This window comes from Dactylosporangium sp. NPDC005555, from assembly GCF_040605635.1.
In the GTDB taxonomy this organism is placed as follows: domain Bacteria; phylum Actinomycetota; class Actinomycetes; order Mycobacteriales; family Micromonosporaceae; genus Dactylosporangium.
Genome location: NZ_JBEXDG010000045.1, coordinates 41,924 through 62,205, shown reverse-complemented (window position 1 = coordinate 62,205; position 20,282 = coordinate 41,924). Strand labels below are relative to the sequence as shown.

The following is a 20,282-nucleotide window of genomic DNA, read 5'->3' as shown; positions in this document are numbered from 1 at the left end:
CCCTTCCTTCTGCGATGCCGGGCCACGCGGTCCGGCAGGCGCTATTGAAGGTCGCGCGACTTGTGGCCGAATTGCAGCGCCATGTCGCCAATCGGACGGCGAACCGCGGCGGCCGGCCGTGGTCTCACACCGCCGGCGCGGCGACGAGCGCGGCGGCCTGCGCCGGGTCATGTCCAGCCCCGCACGCATGCGGCCGCGTGCCGTCGCGCCGGTGCGCCGTGCCGGCTGCGGTGGGCGTCCGCCCGGCCGATGCGCTGGGCCGCGAGGCCGACGCCGGTGACCGCGCCCCACAGCGGCGCGCCCGCCTCGCCGTCGTCGGTGAGGTCAGCGCACGCGCCGGCGTGGTGACCGGCGAAGGCCTACACGGACACCTTCACTTCGAGCGGAACGAGCGACGGGTTGTCCGGCTGTTCCGGGCGGCGCGGTGGAGATCCGGCCGACCCGCAGGTCCGCGCCGGCTACGCGGAACAACTGGCGGGCGGCCCGGACAGTTCCCGTGGCCGCCGGCGCGCGACGAGCCATGCCGGTGCGGTTCGGGCGGCAGCACGCGAAGCGCCCCACCCGGCGGCACGCCGGGCCGGTCGGGCTCCGGCTGCGGAATCGCAGGGTACCGTGCCCCGCACGGGAAGACTATTGTTCGGGGCGGGCCCGAGGCAGGCAGCCGCCGCTGCGATTCCGGATGTGAGATCCTCTGACGGGCCTGACGAACCGTGCCCGCGGCACGATGAGCAACCCGACGGCCGCGCCGCAGGCACAGAGGAGCTGAGCGTGATGGGACCGAACCACCGATCGGGCCAGGCCGCGGCGCACGTCCAGGACCAGATCGACCTGTATCTGACCGGTGCGCTCGACGCCGGGCAAGAGGAACGGTTCGAGGAGCATCTGCTGCGCTGCGCGGACTGCCAGGAGCAGGCGGACCGGGCCAGTGAGATCGCCGTCGCCGTCGCCGCCCTGCCCGCCGACGTGGTGGCGGAGCTCGAACGGTCCACCACCACGTCGGCGGGCACGGCCGCGACCGGCGACGTTGCCGGGCCCACCACGGCCCGCGGGACGACCGGACCGGCAACAACCCGCCGCGACGCCACCGGGCCCACCGGCCGCCGGCCCGGGTCGCGTGCCCGGCGGGTCCTCGGCTACGCGACGGTGCTGCTCGTCGGCCTGGTCCTCGGCGTCGGCGGGGTCCTGGTCTACCCGAAGGCCACCGACGACCGGGTCCCTGTCGGCGACGAGACCGGCACGGGCGCCCGCGGCCAGCTCTCCATCACCGTGACCCCCGGCGCGGGCGGCACCGACGTGCGGGCCGTCGCGGTGGGGCTGCGTCCCGGTGCCGAGTTCGACCTGCTCGCCGTGGCCCACGACGGACGCAACTACGTCGCCGCGCACGGCGTGGCCGCGGGCGGCCCGCAGACGATCGTCGGGACGGTCCCGGTGGCCAGGGACCAGATCAGGTTCTTCGCGCTGGCCCAGGGCGACCGGCTGCTGGTCAGCAACGGCTTCTGAGGCCGCCCGCGCGACCGATGGCCGGTCGGCCGTTCGAACATCCCAAGCATGAGTACCGTTGTGTCCTTTGCGGCACGGCAAGCAGTTCGGCAGCGGTACGGCACGCGGCACGATGGACCCAGGAAGCGGAGACGCCCGGTGCATGACGATGCGGTCTCACCCGCAGTGGATCCCGACGAGCCCCCGGTCGGTTCGCACCGGGCACCCGGGCTCCCGCCCGCCTGGCGACTGCTGACCGTCGCGGCCGTCGTGCTCGCCGCGGTCTCGATCACCTGGGCCGCGACGGTCGAGTGGTCGGCGAAACCGTCCCCGCAGGCGGTGGGGCCGGGCGCCACGGGAGGACCGCCGGTCGACGGGTACGAGCCCGGGACCGGCCACCCGGCGACCGGCGCGTCGTCCGCGGTGCCGTCGGGGTCGCCGTCGGGCCCACCACAATCCCAGCGCCCGCCGGCCGGCTCGACGAACCCGGGCACCCAGCCGGCGTCGGGCCCGGGCACCACGACCGCCGCCGGGCCCCCGCCGGCTGGTCCGGTCGTGCCGGCCGCAGGGGTGCTCGTGCAGTTGGTCAACGTGCAGAGCGGCCGTGCCGCCGGGGTCCTCGGCGGCGCGACCGCCAACGGTGCCAAGATCGTGCAGACGGCCGGCAGCGGCGAGGCCGAGCAGTGGCGGATCGCGGAGGCCGGCAGCGGCTGCTTCCAATTCGTCAACGTGCACTCCGGGCTGGCGCTGGACAACCCGAACACCGGCAACGGCGCCACGATGCAGCAGTGGGCGTACGCGGTCGGCAACGTCAACCAGAGCTGGTGCTTCTCGCCGGCGGGCAGCGGGACGTACGCCATCCAGAATCGGGCCAGCAACATGCTGCTGTCGATCCCTTCGGGCAGCGGTGCCGAGGGCGCGGCGGTGCAGCAGCTCAACGGTGACCCGTCCGCGCCGAAGCCCAACCAGATCTGGAAACTGACGCGGGTCGGCTGATCCGCGCCCCGGCCCAGGCCAGACGTGTCCGCCGATGCCGGACGTGACGTGGGGTTCACCTGTACGCAACAATCACTCGACTCGACCCTCGGGTCGGGATCAGCGTTCGGGCGAACCTGCGGCGCGGCGGGACAGACACGGAGGCATGATGGTCGTGGCATCGGGCGGCACCGGTCAGCAGCCGACACACGCGGCCGCGGACAAGCTCGCCCGCCTGCACGCCCTGTTCCGCGAGCCGCTGACCGGTTATGTGATCAACCTGCTGCTCGGTGACCGTCCCGCCGCCGAGGACGTCGTGCAGGAGACGTTCACCAGGGCCTGGCGGCACCTCAGCCGCCACGACGACGTCGAGATCGACACGCTGCGGCCCTGGCTGTACACGGTCGCCCGGCACCTGGTGATCGACGTGCTGCGGGCCAGACGAGCCAGGCCGGCCGAGGTCGCCATGGACAAGCTCGGCCAGTTCGCCGCCGACGAGGACGGTGTCGGGCGCATGGTCGAGGCCGACCGGATGCGCCGGGCCCTGCTGCGGCTGTCGCCCGAGCACCGGGTGGTCATCGTCGAGCTGTACTTCCACGACCGTTCCCTCGAGGAGACCGCGCGGAAGCTCGGCGTCCCGGTCGGTACGGTGCGCTCCCGCAGCCATTACGCCAAACGCGCATTGCGCTCCTATCTGGATGAATAGACCGGCGGGCGCGGCGCGGCGGGCTGTCGTAGGGTGGCCGGGGACCGGCGGGCAGGAGGACGGATTGGCGACGCACGACCGGGCCGCCGGTGCACGACGTGCGAAGCTGATCGTCTCCGCCTGCGTCGTGGTGGCCGTCGTGGCCGTGACGGCGGTGCTGGTGGCGAGGGCCCGGCAGACCGGCCTGCGGCTCAGCACCGATCAGCGGACCATCATCGACCGGCTGGAGAGCGTGCTGCTGCACGACTCCGTGGTCCCGCAGTATGCGCGGGTCGTGAACGACTTCGACCAGCGTGGCTTCATCGCCGGCATCGGTGACTTCTCCACCGCCGGCGGCGAGGCTCTCGAGGTGATCCACCGCTACACGACCCGCAGTGGTGACAACGACCTGAGCCGCACCTACGGCACCGTGCTGGCCACGCTCGCCGGCAAGCACAGCGACGACGTGAGCGGCCTCGCCACGTTCGCGCAGGCCTGGCAGTCCGCCAGCGGCGACGCCGGCTTCCGCCGCGCCCAGCATGACGTACTGCAGGAACGGTACTTCGCCCCCGCCCTGGACCAGGCCCGCGAGCTGGGGGTCAGTACACCGCTGGGACTCGCCGTCATCTACGACTCGCTGATCCAGCACGGCAGCGGCGCCGGCCCCGACGGGCTGCCCGAGCTGCTGCGGCAGGCCGACGCGAAAGCCGCCGGCAGCCTCGCCAAGGTCGGCGAACGCACCTGGCTGGAGGCGTTCCTCAACGTCCGCCGGTCGATGCTGGCCGACCCGGCGGTGCCGGCACATCAGCAGATCTGGCCGTACGAGGTGGGCCGGGTCGACGCCCTGGCCGCCCTCCTCGACGGCCACCACGACCAGCTCGAACCACCGCTGACCGTGGCACCGTACGGCACCCGGAAACTCATCGACCTGAACCCGTTCGACCTGGTCCCTTCGCTGGCGCTGCCGTTGGCCCCCGGGCCGGGCCAGACCTCCGCTCGGCCGGGCCAGACCTCGACGCGTCCCGGCGGACCTGGCCCGTCGGTGCCGGCCGGCGGACCGCCCGCGACCGGCGGACCTCCTGCCGGCAACCCGGGCGGCAACCCGGGAACCCGCAGGCAGGGCACCGTGATCGGGCCGGAGGGGCTGTGCCTGGACGTCGACGGCGGGGTCGCGAAGGGCGGCAACCACATGAAGGCCTGGACGTGCAACGGCACCCAGGCCCAGCAGTGGGCCGCCGAGCCGGACGGCACGCTACGCGCGGTCACGTTCTGCGCCCAGCCCCGCGGCGACCTGCTCAGCCCGAGCATCCCGGTCGAGATCGACCCGTGCGACGGGCGCGGCTCGCAGCAGTGGCGCTTCACCGGCGGGCGCCTGGTCAACACCGCCTCCGGTCTGTGCCTCGGCGTCCCCGCAGACGAGCCGGCCCTCAACGCGTTCGTCCTGCTGATGAACTGCAACGGCGGCACCAACCAGCGCTGGGCACCGCCCGGCAGCGGATGAGCGCGGCGGTCACATACCCAGGTGTGTCCGCAGGGCCAGCTTCGCGTAGTAGCTGCGCGACTTGATGGTCCCGATCGGCACCCCGTACTCCTCCGCCAGCTCGGCCACGGCACGGCCACGGTAGTACAGCTCGATGAGCACGCCACGATGCTCCGGGCTCAGTCGCAGCAGCGCGCTGCGCACCGCCTGCGTCGTCAGCACGCCGTCGATGTCGTCGTCCGTCATCGGCACTCTGGTCAGGTCGTCGACGAGCACCTCGGCCGGCCGGGCCCGGCGGCTGCGGAGCATGTCGATGACCAGCCGCCGGGCGACGGTGTACAGCCACGGGCCGAACGTCTCGACGTCGAGGTCCTCGTGGGTGCTCAGGAACCGCCACGCCCGCAGGAACGTCTCCTGGACGATGTCCTCCGCCATCCGCACGTCGCCGAGGGTGAGTTTCACGATGTAGCTGGTCAGCGGTTTCGCGCATCTGCTGTGCAGATCGTTGAGCCGGTCGTCGACGGTCTGCGCCGGCGGTCGGACGGCCCTGCCGGACGTCACGATCATCTACTCCTCCACATGCTCTGCTGCACGGCAAGGCTGCACCTCGTGCGCGAGACGAACCATCATTGATACGAGTGATTCTTGGCGTGCGTTCGAACCTTCGGGCGTCCGCCGCCGGTGTACTGACAAGTCCGGCAGTGCGCCGCCAGCAGGGCGGACGGGACGGCGCGGGTGGACAACCGGGCGGACCCGGTGCCCACCCCGCCTCAGTTCACCCGCACCAGCTGCCACATCTGGTTGGCGTTCGGCGCGGCCGGGTCCGCGCCCCACTGCTGGATCGCGGTGCCGTCGCTCTGGCCGCCGTCGCGCAGGTCCAGCAGGGCGCCGGCGGACATGCTGCGGATCGAATACCACCCGCCACCCACCGGCTGGAAGCACCAGGCCTGGTTGGTGTTGCCCGCGAACGCCGTCCACTGGTGCATCTGCTGACCGTCCACATGGGACCCGTCCGGGTTGTCGAGGGCCAGGCCGGAGCGCACGTTGATGAGGCCGAAGCAGCCGCCGCCGGTAGCGGTGAGCCGCCAGCGCTGCGCGGTCGAGGCGGTGTCGCTGGACGAGACGATCGGCGCGCCGTCCGCGGTGGAGCCTCGCGACACGCCGACGGAGTCGCCGCTGGACCTGCTGACCACGCGGACCACGATGCCTGCCGCGGGGGCGGCGACCTGCGGTGCGGCGACGACCGGGGCGGTGGTGGGGGCCGCGGCCGACGCTGTGGCGCGGGGCCTCGCCGGGGTGGTGGCGGGTTTCGGACCGGCGGTGGTCGGCTGCGCCCCGGTCGCGGCGGGACCCGGCAAGGTCGTCTGTTGCGTGGCGGCCGGTGTCTGCGTCGTGGCGGATGGTTCGGTAGTGGTGGGGGTGTCCAGCGGTGGTGTGCCGGTCACCACGTCGAGCGGGGCACCGGCGGTGGCGGGGCCGCCGGCGGAGGGGGTCCGGCCCGACCTCGATGACGGGCCGGCGATGACGGCGACCACCGCCGAGGCCGCTACCAGCACGATCGCCGCCCTGACGAGGAGCCGCAGGCGTGACCTGCCCGGCGACGCGGGCGGTGGCGGGGCCGCCGGCCGCGGCTCGTCACCGGTGTCGGGCGGGTCGCCCATGGTGTCGCTCACGGTGTCGTCGGCACCTGCGGCGGACAGCAGGTCGGCGTGCTGCTGCCAGTACCGGGCATGCTCCCATTCGTCTGCCTGTTCGTCCACGGGTCGTCCTTCCTCGATGGATCACCGACACAACGTCGGTGACAGCGCCGGAGTTCACCCGACTTCAGAACCGGTGCGGACCGGTTAGGGTGGCAGCGTGTCCGACGTGGCCGACGGCTTGCTGCGGGGGCTGACGGCCGATCAGCGGTCCGCGCTCCGGTTCGCCGCGCTGCTCGGCGACGACATGCACGTCGCCGACCTGGTGAGCGTCCTCGGATGTTCCGGCGAGCGGGTGGCGGAGCTCGTCGCGGCGGGTGTCGCGGCGGGCGTCCTGTCCGCCGCCGGTGAGCGGGTCGCGTTCCGGCGGGCATCGGTCCGCTCGGCACTCGCCGAGCAGGTTCCGCCGGCGATCCGGCTCGGGCTGGCTGCGCACTTCGCACACGAGCTGGCCCGCGCCGACGTGGCCGACGACCGGGTGCCCGGGCTGCTCGCCGAGGCGGCCGACCCGCTGCGGACGTGGGTTTTCGAATGGCTCGCCGCGTTGCCGGAGGTCCGGCTGTACGCCGCGCCGACCGTCTACGTGGACCTGCTGGCCCGGGCGATGCGGGTGGCGCCGGTGGACGAGCCACGCTGGGCTCCCTTGGCCCGGCGGTTCCTACTGGTGTCGCTCCGGCTCGGGCAGGACCATGCGGTCGTCGGCGGCACCGCGCACGTCGTCGCCCGCACGGCCGACCCCGGCACCGCCGTCGAACAGGCGGCCAGGGTCGGCGTGCTGGGAGCGGACCGGGTCGAGACCGTCCTCGCTGATCTGCTCGCCGACGCGGAACGGGTCGATGGCCACCGCACGTCCGCGATCCGCGCCCACGCCGCCTCGTTCTGCTTCGAACGAGGCCGCTGGGACGAGGCGCTGCGGCACATCGCCCAGCTCGACCCGGCCGCCATCGACCACCCGGCGTTCGCCGAGCTGCACGGCATGCGCGCGGTCATCGCGTACCGGCGCGACGACCCCGAGGCCGGCGACCGCCACCTCCGCGCGGCCGGGCTCCAGCCGGGCGAACCGCCGACCGGCTCACACCTCGCCGACGCCGCGGCGCTGCGGGCGGAGTCCCTCGGCGACCCCGGCCAGGCGTTACGCATCCGCGCCGCACACCCGCCGGGGACGCCCGCCCTCGTCCGGCTGGCCATGACTCTGGGCGACCAGACGACCGCGAAGGCCGCGGCGGACACGGTCGGCGACGCACGGGCGGCCGCGGTGTGCCGGGCGATGCTGACCCGCGACGCCGACCGGCTGCTGTCCCTGGCCGAGGCCGACCTCGCCGACGGCCGCCGGCTGCACAGCGCCTTCGCGCTGGAGGAAGCGGCAGCGGTGCTGGCAGCGGCCGGCGACCGGACCGCAGCCCGGCAGCGGCTCACCGAGGCGACCGAACTGTACGCGGAGCAGGACGCCGCCTGGGACGTCCGGCGTGCCGAGGCCCGCCTGCGGCCGTGGGGGATCCGGCGGGGCACGAGGAGCGCGCACCGGTCCGCCCGCACCGGCTGGGCTGCGCTGACAGCGACCGAGCTGCGGGTCAGCCGGCTCGTCGCCCGCGGACTGTCCAACCTGGACATCGCCCGGCAGCTGATGCTGTCCCGCAACACCGTGCAGACCCACGTCTCGAACGTCCTGGCGAAGCTCGGCTGCCGGTCGCGGGTGGAACTGGCGCGGATGGTCACCCTCAACGAGCCGGCCGGCTGAGCCCGTCGCCGTCCGGGTGGGGTTCGCCGCGGGACCAGCAGGCACGGGCGATCTCGAGCCGGGACCGCAGACCCAGCTTTCCCCGGATCCGCGACAGGTGGGTCTGCACCGTGTTCGGGCTCAGGTACAGCTCGGCCGCGACCTCAGGCGTCGACAGTCCGCGGGCGACGAGCCGCGCGACCCGCAGCTCGGCCGGGCTGAGCGCGGCCCATCCGCTCGCCGGACGGTCCGCGGGTGCCCGCCGGCGGACGCCGTGCTCGCGCAGCCGCTCGTCCGCGCGGGCCACATCGGTCGCGCGGCGCTGGGCGGAATACCGCTGGGCGACGTCGCGCAGCAGCCGGCCGGCGGCGCCGCGCTCCCCCTCCCTGGCCAGGCAGACCGCGGCCTCTTCGAGGGCGAACGCCTGCTGCCGGGGTGCGGCGACCCGACCGAGGTCGTCCGCGGCGGTGAGCAGCCGGGTCGCGTCGCCGTCCAGCATCGCCCGCAGCAGCAGGACCGTTGCCCGCTGCGCCGGAAGCCGCTCGGACTGTGCCACGTGTTCGCAGCGCCGGACGGTGGACTCGGCGAGAGCGGTGTCGCCGGTGGTCAGTGCCAGCCGCAGGACGTGTTCGGCGCCGTGCAGGTGCGCCGGCCGGACCGCGAAGGCACGGTCGAGCAGTGTCCGGCGCAGCCGCAGCGCGAGGCCGGGGTCGCCGGAGCGTTCGGCGCTGACCGCGTACGCCTCGATCTGGTACGGCCGGGCGGCCGAGGCGGTCTTCGTCTCCCGTGCGCCGTCGAGCACCTCGAGGAGCCGGACCAGGTCGGGGTCGGTCGTGACGGCGGGGTCGTCGCGGGCGGTGAGGTAGGCGGCGCGGGCGGCCACGGCCCACAGGCCGGCCGCGCGCCGCGGGTCGGCGGTGCGCGCCAGGTCCGGCACCTCGGCGAAGGCCCGGTCGAGGGCGTCCGGCGGACCGGTCTGCACCAGTACGTCGATCAGGTCGCCGTGCAGCAGCACCCGCAGCTCGCCGCCCTCCACGTCAACGGGCAGCCTGCCGAGCACGGTCCCGAAGTCCACGTGCGGCCGGCCGGAAATGACGTCGCCTGCCTGCCCGGTCAGGATGCGGGCGTGGAGCGCCACGGCGGCGGCGAGGGGATCGTCCGCGGTGGAGCCGATCGCGGTGAGCCGTTCCCGGGCCCGGCCGTAGTCCCCGAGCCCGGCCAGCGCCACGGCGTGCCAGGCCATCAGCGCGGGCTGGGTCCGTCCCGTGCACAGTCTCGCCGCGGCGGTGAACTGTCCACTATGGACGCACGCCCGCACGGCCAGCCGCACGAGCCGGTCGCAGTCATGGCCCGACGCGATCGACACGACCGCGGCATGATGACCGAGCCACAGGTGCACCGCGGCGCGCCGGGCCGCGAGCACGCACCCCTCCGCCCGGTCCCCGGCCCTGGCACGGCGCAGCAACGCCGCGAACAGCGCCGGTTGCGTGAACAGCACCGCCTCCGGCACCCGCGCGAGCCAGCCGATCGCCGGTCCGGGCAGGTCCCCCGCGTGCGACAGGTGGTGGGCGACCGGCTCCGGGGCGGCCCCGGCGGCCAGCAGTGCCAGCGCCGCCGACCGGTGGAACCGCCGCCGGGCGCGACGGGTATGGGTCCCGGCGCAGCCCCGCCGGACCATGTCGCTGCGGAACACGAGGTACCGGCCGTGGCTGCCCAGGACGCCGTGCTCGATCCCCGCGGTCAGCGCCATGGCCACCCGCGGCAGCGGGATCGCGGTGGCGTCACTGAGCTCCGCCGCATCGAATCGCACCCGCAGCAGCGCCGCGGCGCGCAGGATGCGGCGGGTCGGCGCAGGCAGGTCACGCAGGGCCAGGCGACTCAGGATCGCGGCGGTCGTGCCCAGCGGGCCGCGCAGCTCGGACAGGCCGTCGGCCACCTCCGGCAGGTTGCGGTCCGACAGTTCGGTGAGCAGGTCGCGCCCGTGGTCCGGGTCCCCGTCCAGCGCGTCCAGGGCGCGGGTCAGCCGCAGGCCAGGGGTGGTGTCGCCGGCCGCGGCCACTCGGGCCGTGTGCGCGCCCGTCACGCCGCGTCCGCGACCTGGAAGACCTCGCCGGAGAACAGGACGAGGGCGAAGAAGCGGACATGTCCCGGCGCGACCGGCACGGCGCCCACAATGCTCGTCGGGCCACCGGCGGCGGTCCCCCGGGCGGCGACGTAGTTCTGTCCGTCCCGGCCTACGGCGTACAGCTCGAAACCGTCCCCGGCCTGCAGCCCGACCGCCACGGCCCGGACGTCCGCGCCGCCGCCGGGACGGTCCGCGACCGTGACCGACAGGGTGCCCCGCCGCGGCCCGGTCCGGCTGCCGACCCGGACGGTGGCAGCCCCCTCGTCGGACGCGCCCGCGGACGGCAGGACCGCGTAGCAGCCGCCGGCGCCGAGCACGACGCCCAGCATCAGCGCGGCCACCGGGACCACGACGCCCCTGGACGGCTGGGTGCGTCCGCTCGAGATCCGTTCGAGCTCGGCGACCGCCTCCGCCGGCAGGGCCGCGACGAGGACCGCGATCTCGCTGTGCCGGTCCGCCACCGTCCGGCAGCCGGCGCAGCGCAGCAGGTGCGCCTCGAACCGTGAGCGTGCGGGGGCGGGCAGGGCGCCCGTCAGGTACAGGTCGACCCGTTCGTGCACGTGGGTGTCGCGCCAGCCGACGCCGTTGAACGGCCCCATGTTCGGTGTGCTCCCCTGCGGCGAGGGCCCGGTTCGGTGGTCCGGGCCGGGACGGGCTGAGTCCCGGCTACTACACCGGCTGAAACGACCCCCGGGTTCGACGCGGCCCCCGAATTTTTTCGTCGCGGTCCGCCGGTCGCGGTCCGCTGGGTCAGACCGTGAGGCGGTACCCATGTTTGATCACGGTCTGCACGAGGTCGAGGCCCGGCACCGCGCGCCGCAGCCGGGACACCGACATCTCGATCGCGTGGTCGTCGACGTCGGTCAGGGCGGGCACCAGCCGGCGGATGTCGGCGCTGGACAGCACCTTGTCCGGTTGCAGGGCGAGGGCCCGCAGCACGTCGATCGGGCCGCGCTGGATCGGGTACAGCTGTCCGTCGAGCAGCGCCGCGTCGCCGCGTACCTCCAGGGGACGGCCGGCGGCGGTGGCGTGCACCGCCCGGTCCAGGACCGACCTGGCCAGCAGCGCGGCGGTCTCCTCGTCGAACGGCATCGGCGGGACGAGCGGGGTGACGCCGTGCGCGCGGAGCACGGCGTCGGCGAGGGGTCCGCGGCAGACCGCCGGGACGTGCGTGCCGAGCTGGGCGACGACGGCGGGCAGCCGGCCGTGGTCGGTGGCGAAGCGCAGCACGTGTCCGGTCGCGACCGGGTCGAGCCAGGCGACCGCGTCGAGGTGGCGGCGGCTCATCAGCTCGACGACCCGCCGGACGCCGAGCACGTCGTTCGGCGGTTCCGTCCGGTACGTCGGCACCTCGGCCACGTCGGCGCCACCGGCCCGTAGCACCTGGCAGGCCTCGAGCTGGTACGGCGCGTCAACCTGGGCGATGATGCGCCGCCCGGCGGGCCGGTGGGTCAGCAGGTACCGGTAGAGCTCGTCGGCGGACCCGCCGGCGGTCGACATGATGTCGCGCAGTCCGCCGGCCCGCATGGCGTCGGCGGTGCGGGCGTCGGCGGCGAGCAGGCGGACCCGGCGCAGCGCCGCCAGCAGCCGGCCCGGTTCGGGTGCCAGGTCGATCCAGGCCCGCACGCCGCCGGCGGAGGCGACGACGACGTCGTCGACGTGCCCGTCGAGGCACGCGGTGGTGGCCCGGCCGACCGCGGCCGGGTCGGGCTGCGGGACCGCGCGGACGCCCTGGACCGACACGATCCGGGCGCCGTGCTGTTCGAGCAGGTCGGCGAGGCGGTGGCGGCGGCGGTGGCTGATCACGGCGACGGTGAACCCGGCGAGGAGGGCCGGGGTGCCGGCGGCGCTGGCGGCGGCCGCCCGTTGCTTGACCACGGTCTCCTTCCCCGAGCGGGCGAGAGGGTGGCGGGTTGGGGTGGGTCCGGATCGTATGTCGTGGGGTCGGTGGCCCGCTGGGGCCGTCAGGTCACCGATTGGCAACTTGATCGGGTCCGCCGGTCGGCCGTACGGGTGCCTCGAGGTGTCGCCACGCAGGTCACGGCGGATGGGTGCGGTCCGGGCACCGCGCGGCGGACCCGCGGGACCGAGATTAGTGATCTTGTGAGGCGTCTTGCAGAACGGTCACACGTGACGGCCGCCCCTGGTGTACGGGTGGCGACAGCGCCAACACTCGTCTCACCCGCCGCACACGTGATTGGAGGAGGCTGATGAGCGACGCCGACGTGCTCGTCCTGGACGCGGACCCGCCGGTCGCGCCCGACGCCTTCACAACAGCACCGATGATCGCCGGAGCACTGACGCGTGCCGAGGCGCCGATGAACCTGGTGCCGGCGTTGCTGCTCGAACGCCTCGGCACACCCGTCCTCGTCGTGTGCGGCCAGCAGCTGCCCGTTCCGGACCTGGTAGGCAGACACCCCGAGCTGCGCGGATACCTCGGCCGGCAGATCGTCGTCGGGTTCCCGCCCGAGCACCTGCAGGACGCCGTGGTCGGGCTGCCCCGCGCGGCGGGACCGTCGGTGCTGGTGCTGCACGGGATCGTGCGGCTGGTCCGCCACGACGGCCGGGACCGGATCGTCCACCTCGAGCTGGCCGACACCGACCAGCTGTCCCCGCCGACGATGGTGGCGCGGGTCAGCCCGCTGTCAGCGGCCGGCGCCGGCGAGCCGATCATGCTCGCCGTCGACAGCCGGCACCTGGTCGTGTTCGACACCGACGACGGCCGCAGGCTGTGGTGACGGCTCTGCGGCTGGCCACGATCGCCAGGACCGCCGCGGGCGCCGCGACGGGATGCGTGCTGCTGCTGACGGCCGCCTGCACCACCGCCACGGGGACCGCCAAGCCGTTCGCGGGGCAGACGGTCGAGGTCGCGGGCAGCTGGACCGCGTCCGAGCAGGCGAACTTCGAGCGGGTGCTGCGCGAGTTCGGCAAACAGACCGGCGCGCGCGTGCGGTACACCCCCGGCGGCAGCGACCTCGACGTTCTGCTCTCCTCCCGGATCGGCGGCGGCAAGCCACCGGACATCGCGATGATCCCGCAGCCCGGGGTCCTCGCCCGGTACGCCGCCACAGGTGCCGCGAAGCCGATCACGGGCCAGGCGGCGCAGGCGGTCCGGGCGCACTTCTCGCCGCAGTGGCAGCGGCTCGGCAGCGTCGACGGCCGGCTCTACGGCGTCTACTTCAAGGCCGCGAACAAGTCGATCATCTGGTACCGCACCGAGGCGTTCACGGCAGCGGGGGTACAGCCCCCGCGGACGCTGGACGAGCTGACGGTCGTGTCGCAGACCCTCGTCGACTCCGGCACGGCGGCGATGACGGTGCCCGGCGCCGACGGCTGGCCGCTGACCGACTGGTTCGAGAACGTGTACCTGCAGCTCGCCGGCGCCGACCGGTACGACATGCTCGCCGCGCACCAGCTGCCGTGGACGGACCCGACCGTGGTGGAGACACTGCGGGCGATGGGCCGGTACTGGGCCTCGCCGCGGTTCCTGCAGGGCAGCTGGAACGGGGCGCTGCAGACCACGTTCACCCGGTCGGTCGCCGACGTCTTCGGCCCCAAGCCCGGCTCGGCGATGCTGTACGAGGCGGACTTCGTCACCACCGAGATCGACAAGCTCGGCCTGTACCGCGTCGGCGGGGGAGCCCGCTACTTCGCCTGGCCGTCCGTCGACGGTACCGGCGAGGCGGTCGTCGCCGGCGGGGACGCGGCGGTGGCGTTCACCGACCGGCCGGCGACGATGGCGCTGATCGCGTACCTGGCCACACCCGAGGCGGCGGCGATCATGGCCACCCGTGGCGGGTTCCTGTCCGTCAACCAGGACCTGGACACCGCCGTCTACCCCGACGCGACCACCCGGGCCCTCGCCGAGACGCTGCTGCACGCGCCGACGCTGCGGTACGACCTGTCCGACATGACCCCGCGCACCTTCGGCGGCGGCAACGGGGCCAGCATGTGGCGGATCCTGCAGTCGTACCTCGCCGCGCCGCAGACCGACCCGGCGGTGGTCGCGGCGCGCCTCGAAGACGCCGCGACCAAGGCGTACGGGGTCCTGTGATGGCACAGACCGGCAGAACCTGGACCGCCGCGAGATCCTCGGCCGCGGCCTGGTTCCTCGCGCCCGCGGTGCTGCTCGTCGCCGTGCTCGTCCTCGTCCCGATCGGGCAGACGCTGTGGCTGAGCCTGCACGACGCGGCCGGCCGGGACGCTGTCGGCGCGGCCAACTACGCGGACATCTTCACCGCGCCGGAGATCCGCCGGGCGCTGCTCAACAACGCGATCTGGATCGTCGTCGTGCCGAACCTCGTCACCGCGGTCGGGCTGCTGGCCGCGGTCCTCGCCCAGCGGGTCCGCCGCTCGACCGCGGTGCGGGTGGTGCTGTTCATGCCGATGGCGATCTCGCTGGTCTCGGCCGGGGTCACGTTCCGCCTCGTGTACGACGAGAGCCCGGACCGGGGTGTGCTCAACGCGGTCGTCGTCGGTGTCCACGACACGTTCAAGCCGCCGTCGCAGTACCACGGCGCACGGGCCCGCGACGGGCAGGCGCTCACCCCCCGCGACGGCGGGCTGCAGACGACGCAGCCCGTCACCGACCGGGAGCCCGTGCTGCTGCCACTCGTCGGCCTGGCACCTCGGCAGCTGCCGAAGTCCGCGACCCAGGCCGGCACCAGCGGCATCGTCCAGGGCACAGGGCTGCGCGGCGTGGTCTGGTCCGACTTCCTGGCCGTGGGCGGCAGGCCCGGCGCCGTCGACACCGGTGAGCTCGGCCTGCCCGGAGTGGACGTCGAAGTCCTTCGCAGCGGCACGGTCGTGGCCCGCACCCGCACCGCCGCGGACGGCACCTTCCACCTGCCGCAGCTGACCGGCCAGGACTACGTGGTGCGGCTCGCCGCCGGGAACTTCACCGAACCGTTCGCGGGCCTCACCTGGCTCGGGCCGTCCCTCGTCACGCCGGCGCTCATCGGCACGTACATCTGGATCTGGGCCGGCTTCGCGATGGCGCTGGTGACGGCCGGGCTGGCCGCGATCCCGAAGGAGACCCTCGAGGCCGCCCGGATCGACGGCGCCGGCGAGTGGCAGGTGCTGCGCGCGGTCACGGTGCCGCTGATGCGTCCCGTGCTGATGGTCGTGCTGCTGACCCTCACCGTCAACGTGCTCAAGGTGTTCGACCTGGTGCTGGTCCTGGCACCGGAGTCGGCGCAGGGGCCGGCGTCGGTGGTGGCCCTGGAGATGTGGCGCTCGTCGTTCGACAACATCGGCCGCAGCAGCGCGCTGGGCATCCTGCTGCTCGTGCTCGCCCTGCCGGGCGTGCTGTACAACGTCCATCGCCTGCGAAGGAGCGAGCGGTGAGCATCTTCGCGCCGGTCGGTGTCCCGGAACTGCAGCCCGCCGGGACCGAGCCACCGCCACCACGACCCGGCCCGGCGGCACGGGCCGTGCGGCACCTCGGCCGCGGCGGCGCCCAGGTCGTCGTCGTCGCGATCGGCCTGTGGTGGCTGATGCCGATCCTGGGCCTCGCCGTCACCAGCATGCGCAGCCCGGCCGACAACAGCGCCACCGGCTGGTGGACCGTGCTGAGCAAGCCGGCCCAGCTGACCCTGCGCAACTACGAGGGGCTGCTCGCCGACGGCCGGCTCACCCACGCCCTGTGGAACACGGTGCTGATCTCCGTCCCGTCGACGGTCCTCGTCGTGGCGATCGGCGCCGCCGCCGCGTACCCGCTCGCCTGGCTGGAGTTCCGCGGCCGGTACGCGCTGACCCTGCTCCTTGTCGGGCTCATCGCGGTGCCCGTGCAGGTGGCGATCATCCCCGTCGCGCGGATGTTCCGGCTGCTCGGCGTCTACGGCAGCATCCCGGCGGTGGTCGCCTTCCACGTCGCGTTCGGCCTGCCGTTCGCGATCTTCCTGCTGCGCAGCTTCTTCGTGGCGATCCCGCCCGACCTGATCGAGTCCGCGCGGATGGACGGCGGCAGCGAGTTCGCCATCTTCCGGCGGGTGGTGCTGCCGCTCGGCGCGCCGGCCCTGGCGTCCCTGGCGGTATTCCAGTTCGTGTGGGTGTGGAACGACCTCATCGTCGCCCTCGTCTTCGCCGACTCGGACAGCGCGCCGATCACCTCGGCGATCCAGGAACAGATGCGGTCGTTCCCTTCCAACATCGACGTCATCGCCCCCGGGGCGTTCGTGTCGATGGCGGTGCCGCTGCTCGCGTTCCTGCTGTTCCAACGCTTCTTCAAGCAGAGCGTCCTGGCCGGTTCGGTCCGGTAGCCGCACCACCCTCCCCCGCCCTCGTGACCGTCGGTCGAAGACGACCGGCCGGCCGCCCGGGTGTCCCCCGCCATCGTTCAGACGGGTCCCTGATGACACCTCCCTTACTGACACCTCCCTTGCTGACGCCGCCCCAGCCGATGCCGGCAGCCCAGACGACACCGATTCCCGCCCCCGCGGCACCGGCGAGCGCACCGGCCCGCCGTCTGCCGGTCGAGGCCGACTGGTTCCGGCGCGCGGTCTTCTACGAGGTCCTCACCCCTGCCTGCTTCGACTCCAACAACGACGGCGTCGGCGACCTGCTCGGGCTGGTGTCCAAACTGGACTACCTGCGGTGGCTCGGCGTCGACTGCCTCTGGCTGCCGCCGATCTACGACTCGCCGCGCCGCGACGGCGGCTACGACATCCGCGACTACTACACGATCTGCCCGGAGTACGGCACCCTCGACGACTTCGTGACGCTGCTCGACGAGGCGCACGCCCGCGGCATCCGGGTCATCACGGACCTGGTGCTCAACCACACCTCCGACACCCACCACTGGTTCCAGGAGTCGCGGCGGGACCCGGCCGGGCCCTACGGCGACTTCTACGTGTGGCGCGACGACGACACCGGCTACCCCGATGCCCGGATCATCTTCGCCGACACCGAGCCGTCGAACTGGACGTTCGACCCCGTGCGGCAGCAGTTCTACTGGCACCGGTTCTTCCACCACCAGCCGGACCTCAACTACGACAACCCGGTCGTCGCCGAGACGATGCTCGACGTGGTCCGCTTCTGGCTCGACCTCGGCATCGACGGCTTCCGGCTCGACGCGGTGCCGTACCTGTTCGAGCGTGAGGGCACCGACTGCGCCGGCCTGCCGGAGACCCACGAGTACCTCAAACGCATCCGCAAGATCGTCGACGACGAGTACCCGGGCAGCGTGCTGCTCGCCGAGGCCAACATGTGGCCGGCTGACCTGGTCGAGTACTTCGGCGACGCCGACACCGGCGGCGACGAGTGCCACATGGCGTTCCACTTCCCGCTCATGCCGCGCATCTTCATGGCGGTCCGCAAGGAGTCCCGGATCCCGATCTCGGAGATCCTCGCGCAGACCCCGAAAATCCCCGAGCACTGCCAGTGGGGCACGTTCCTGCGCAACCACGACGAGCTGACCCTGGAGATGGTCACCGACGACGAACGCGACTACCTGTACGGCGAGTACGCCCGCGACCCGCGGATGCGGCTCAACCTGGGCATCCGGCGGCGGCTCGCGCCGATGCTCGGCAACGACCGCGACCAGATCGAGCTGTTCACGTCGCTGCTGCTGTCGCTGCCCGGCTCGCCGGTCATCTACTACGGCGACGAGATCGGCATGGGCGACAACGTCTACCTCGGCGACCGCGACGGCGTCCGAACCCCGATGCAGTGGAACGTCGACCGCAACGGTGGCTTCTCCCGCTGCGACCCCAGCCAGCTGTACTTGCCGATGAACGGCGGCTGGGTGTACGGCTACCAGTCCGTCAACGTGGAACGGCAGTTGGAGGAGCCGGCGTCGCTGCTGCACTGGACCCGCAAGATGCTGGCGATCCGCAAGCAGCACGTGGCGTTCGCCCTCGGCGACCTGACCGACCTGGGCGGCTCCAACGGCGCGGTCCTGGCGTTCCTGCGCGAATACCACGAGCAGGGCACCGGCGAGACGCTGCTGTGCGTGCACAACCTGTCCAAACACCCGCAGCCCGTCCAACTGCCGCTCGGGTCCCGGTTCCACGGTCACGTCCCGGTCGAGCTGACCGGCGACACCCGGTTCCCCAGCATCGGGTTGCGCCCCTACCTGCTGACCCTGCCCGGCTACGGCTCGTACTGGTTCCGCATCGTGCCCCCGAACCGGCGCCGGGGCAACGGCCATGGCCGATGACCGCGACGGCGACCTGTTCGAGGCCAGCCTGATGCTGCTGGCCGGCTCGACGGGCCTGCAGCACGCCGGTGCCGGCCGCGGCCGCGACCTGTGGTCGACGGTCGCCGCGGGCGCCGGCACCCAGCTGTGGGTCGAGTTCGAGACCGAACCGGCCGCGGTCCGCTTCGCCGACCTGATGCTCGCCGTGCCGGACGTGCGGTGCTGGATGCGGCGGCGGGTCGCGGGCATCCGCCGTCGCTACGAGACCTTCGTCGTCGACGTGGACACCGCCTCACCGTCGAGCACGGTCGGCCGGCTGCGCGGCGAGTGGACGCAGAACGTCGGCCTGCTGCTCGGCGGCGACGCCGCCGATGAGCTGACCCTGCGCACCCGGGCGGCGGCGGTGTGGCGCTCCGCGCTGCTGACCGCGGCACCCAGGGTGTCGTCGGCCGGCCTGCGGCTGCGGGAACGGGACCGCGCCTCGGTGCGCCTGCTGGTGCGGGCCGCGCAGATACTCGGCGTCACCTGCCACGCCCGCAACGCCCGCGGCTTCCAGGTGATCCACGTCGAGGGCCGCGACGTGATCACCCTGCTGTCGACGATCCGCTCGTCGCCGGTTCCCGCCGGCAGGCATCACCGGGGCTGAAAAGTCATCTGACCCTGCAGGCGCCGCCGTCCGTAGTGCACGAGGAGGACATCCGCACAGCGCACCGCCAGGAGGGCCACGGCCATGACATCGTCGCCTGCGGATCCGACCGTCCGGCTGGTCCGCGCGCTGCGGGAGCTGTTCGACCAGGTGCCCGACCTGCAGCGCCGGTACCGGGCGGCGATGTCGCGGATCCGTCCGGACGAGGCGCTGGGCCTGGCCGACGCGTGGACCGCGTTCCACCGCGCGCTGACCGACGCCCGCTACGAACCCGGGACGGGCGGGCTCCTGCACCCCGCCGACCGGACCGACCGGACCGGGCAGCCGCCGGAGCGGGTCATGCGGGTCGCCGCGGACCTGTCCGACGCGCGGATCCGGCTGCGGGAGCAGCTCGAGGCCGCGGAGGCGGCCGAACCGGTGACCGGCCCGCCGCAGGACGTCACCCTGGCCACCGTGCTGGCCCGCTGGCGGCTGTTGCACCGCGGCGAGCCGGAGCTGCGGTGGGCGGTCGCCCGTGCGATGGCCGCGCTGCCCGCCGCCGACCGATGCCGGGTGCGGGGCCTCGCGCCACTGGCTGCCGGGTACGCCGCGTACCTGACGGCGGAACGGGCGCTCGCCGTGCAGTGGGCGGTCGCCGCTGACGGGCGGGATCCGGGGGCGGTGGCGGCGCTGGATGACCGGCTGTCCCGCACGACCGGGCTCCGGGACCGGCTCGACCAGCTCATCGCGGGATACGGCGAGCCCACCCCGCCACCGCCCGAACCAACGCTGCGACCACAGTTCGGACCACAGCCGCCGGCCAGACCGTCGCCCGCGCCGCCGCCGCTGGTCGGGCAGCCCGTCGGGGTCGAGTTCCGGGCCGCGCTGGACGGGCTTCATGACGGGTATCCGGAGCTGATCGCCGGCTGCCGGCGGTTCCTCGGCGCGCTCGGCGCCCTGAGTGGCCGGCCCAGGGCGAGTTCGCTGCGTGAGGAGCTGCTGCGTGCCTGGGGCCGCTACGACGACGCCCTGGCCGGTCTGAACCAGCGCATCAACGGCGACCAGGCCGGACACGTCACCAGCCAGGTCACCGGTTGGGGTCTGCGGGCCACGCTCGATCACGCCGCCCAGCTACGCGCCGAGCTCCGGCACGCCGCGGGCTTGCGCGCCGGCCTGGCGGACCAGCTGGCCGAGGCCGAGGCGTGGCTGGCCCGAACCGCTGCGGCGGCCGATGCGACGGCGAGGCAAGCGCTCACCAGGGTCAGATCAGCCGATCGGGCGATCCGGATGGGCCGGACGACGGATTCTCCGGCCGGGGATGAACTCGTGGCGGCCGCGGCACGTACCAGGGCCAGACATTGA

At 73.7% G+C, this 20,282-nt stretch carries 17 protein-coding genes; 12 read left to right on the top strand and 5 right to left on the bottom strand.

Annotated elements, in window-relative coordinates; translation table 11 throughout:
* Positions 1 to 771 precede the first annotated feature (771 nt).
* From ABZS58_RS36415 to ABZS58_RS36400, 4 genes are all read left to right on the top strand, one after another.
* Entirely contained in the window at positions 772 to 1,500 is a 729-nt protein-coding gene (locus ABZS58_RS36415) for a zf-HC2 domain-containing protein (RefSeq protein ID WP_354787864.1), read from the top strand.
* 138 nt (positions 1,501 to 1,638) lie between these two features.
* Positions 1,639 to 2,475, top strand: a complete 837-nt coding sequence (locus tag ABZS58_RS36410) for an RICIN domain-containing protein (RefSeq protein WP_354787845.1) — start codon at positions 1,639 to 1,641, stop codon at positions 2,473 to 2,475.
* A 145-nt stretch (positions 2,476 to 2,620) separates the two neighbouring features.
* Positions 2,621 to 3,160 carry a sigma-70 family RNA polymerase sigma factor gene (locus tag ABZS58_RS36405; RefSeq protein ID WP_354787844.1) on the top strand — a complete coding sequence of 180 codons (540 nt, stop codon included), beginning with the start codon at positions 2,621 to 2,623 and terminating at the stop codon, positions 3,158 to 3,160.
* A gap of 64 nt (positions 3,161 to 3,224) precedes the next feature.
* Positions 3,225 to 4,640, top strand: coding sequence for a chitosanase (locus tag ABZS58_RS36400; RefSeq protein WP_354787842.1), 1,416 nt, complete (start codon positions 3,225 to 3,227; stop codon positions 4,638 to 4,640).
* A gap of 9 nt (positions 4,641 to 4,649) precedes the next feature.
* Here the strand turns inward: ABZS58_RS36400 and ABZS58_RS36395 are convergent, their stop codons facing one another.
* Together ABZS58_RS36395 and ABZS58_RS36390 are read right to left on the bottom strand one after the other, a co-directional pair.
* A complete protein-coding gene (locus tag ABZS58_RS36395) occupies positions 4,650 to 5,186 on the bottom strand; it encodes a sigma-70 family RNA polymerase sigma factor (protein WP_354787841.1) in 537 nt (178 codons plus the stop codon).
* Between the two features lie 203 nt (positions 5,187 to 5,389).
* Positions 5,390 to 6,379 carry an RICIN domain-containing protein gene (locus ABZS58_RS36390; RefSeq protein ID WP_354787839.1) on the bottom strand — a complete coding sequence of 330 codons (990 nt, stop codon included), beginning with the start codon at positions 6,377 to 6,379 and terminating at the stop codon, positions 5,390 to 5,392.
* 97 nt (positions 6,380 to 6,476) lie between these two features.
* Between ABZS58_RS36390 and ABZS58_RS36385 the strand changes: the two genes are divergently transcribed.
* Entirely contained in the window at positions 6,477 to 8,054 is a 1,578-nt protein-coding gene (locus tag ABZS58_RS36385) for a LuxR C-terminal-related transcriptional regulator (RefSeq protein WP_354787838.1), read from the top strand.
* Here the strand turns inward: ABZS58_RS36385 and ABZS58_RS36380 are convergent.
* The 3 genes from ABZS58_RS36380 to ABZS58_RS36370 all read right to left on the bottom strand — a co-directional run bounded on the left by ABZS58_RS36380 (position 8,035) and on the right by ABZS58_RS36370 (position 12,036).
* A complete protein-coding gene (locus ABZS58_RS36380) occupies positions 8,035 to 10,116 on the bottom strand; it encodes a LuxR C-terminal-related transcriptional regulator (protein WP_354787836.1) in 2,082 nt (693 codons plus the stop codon). The two genes, ABZS58_RS36385 and ABZS58_RS36380, sit on opposite strands and share 20 nt — an antisense overlap.
* Positions 10,113 to 10,757: a zf-HC2 domain-containing protein gene (locus ABZS58_RS36375; protein WP_354787834.1), complete on the bottom strand. Its 645-nt coding sequence runs from the start codon at positions 10,755 to 10,757 to the stop codon at positions 10,113 to 10,115. Before ABZS58_RS36375 ends, ABZS58_RS36380 begins: the two co-directional genes overlap by 4 nt.
* A 151-nt stretch (positions 10,758 to 10,908) precedes the next feature.
* Positions 10,909 to 12,036, bottom strand: coding sequence for a uroporphyrinogen-III synthase (locus tag ABZS58_RS36370; protein ID WP_354787833.1), 1,128 nt, complete (start codon positions 12,034 to 12,036; stop codon positions 10,909 to 10,911).
* A 332-nt stretch (positions 12,037 to 12,368) separates the two neighbouring features.
* Between ABZS58_RS36370 and ABZS58_RS36365 the strand changes: the two genes are divergently transcribed.
* The 7 genes from ABZS58_RS36365 (at position 12,369) to ABZS58_RS36335 (ending at position 20,282) form a co-directional block, all read left to right on the top strand.
* The gene (locus ABZS58_RS36365) at positions 12,369 to 12,896 is read left to right on the top strand and encodes a hypothetical protein (RefSeq protein ID WP_354787831.1); all 528 of its coding nucleotides are present in this window, start codon (positions 12,369 to 12,371) and stop codon (positions 12,894 to 12,896) included.
* Positions 12,893 to 14,212 carry an extracellular solute-binding protein gene (locus ABZS58_RS36360; RefSeq protein WP_354787830.1) on the top strand — a complete coding sequence of 440 codons (1,320 nt, stop codon included), beginning with the start codon at positions 12,893 to 12,895 and terminating at the stop codon, positions 14,210 to 14,212. The genes ABZS58_RS36365 and ABZS58_RS36360 overlap by 4 nt, the downstream gene beginning before the upstream one ends.
* Positions 14,212 to 15,504 carry an ABC transporter permease subunit gene (locus ABZS58_RS36355; protein ID WP_354787828.1) on the top strand — a complete coding sequence of 431 codons (1,293 nt, stop codon included), beginning with the start codon at positions 14,212 to 14,214 and terminating at the stop codon, positions 15,502 to 15,504. The genes ABZS58_RS36360 and ABZS58_RS36355 overlap by 1 nt, the downstream gene beginning before the upstream one ends.
* Positions 15,501 to 16,418 (top strand): carbohydrate ABC transporter permease, encoded by a 918-nt coding sequence (locus ABZS58_RS36350; RefSeq protein WP_354787827.1) that lies wholly within the window; start codon positions 15,501 to 15,503, stop codon positions 16,416 to 16,418. Before ABZS58_RS36355 ends, ABZS58_RS36350 begins: the two co-directional genes overlap by 4 nt.
* Positions 16,419 to 16,558: 140 nt before the next feature.
* Positions 16,559 to 18,316: a maltose alpha-D-glucosyltransferase gene (treS, locus tag ABZS58_RS36345; RefSeq protein ID WP_354787826.1), complete on the top strand. Its 1,758-nt coding sequence runs from the start codon at positions 16,559 to 16,561 to the stop codon at positions 18,314 to 18,316.
* A complete protein-coding gene (locus ABZS58_RS36340; protein ID WP_354787824.1) occupies positions 18,306 to 18,941 on the top strand; it encodes a hypothetical protein in 636 nt (211 codons plus the stop codon). The genes treS and ABZS58_RS36340 overlap by 11 nt, the downstream gene beginning before the upstream one ends.
* 84 nt (positions 18,942 to 19,025) lie before the next feature.
* Complete coding sequence (locus tag ABZS58_RS36335) at positions 19,026 to 20,282, top strand: hypothetical protein (RefSeq protein WP_354787823.1); 1,257 nt, start codon at positions 19,026 to 19,028, stop codon at positions 20,280 to 20,282.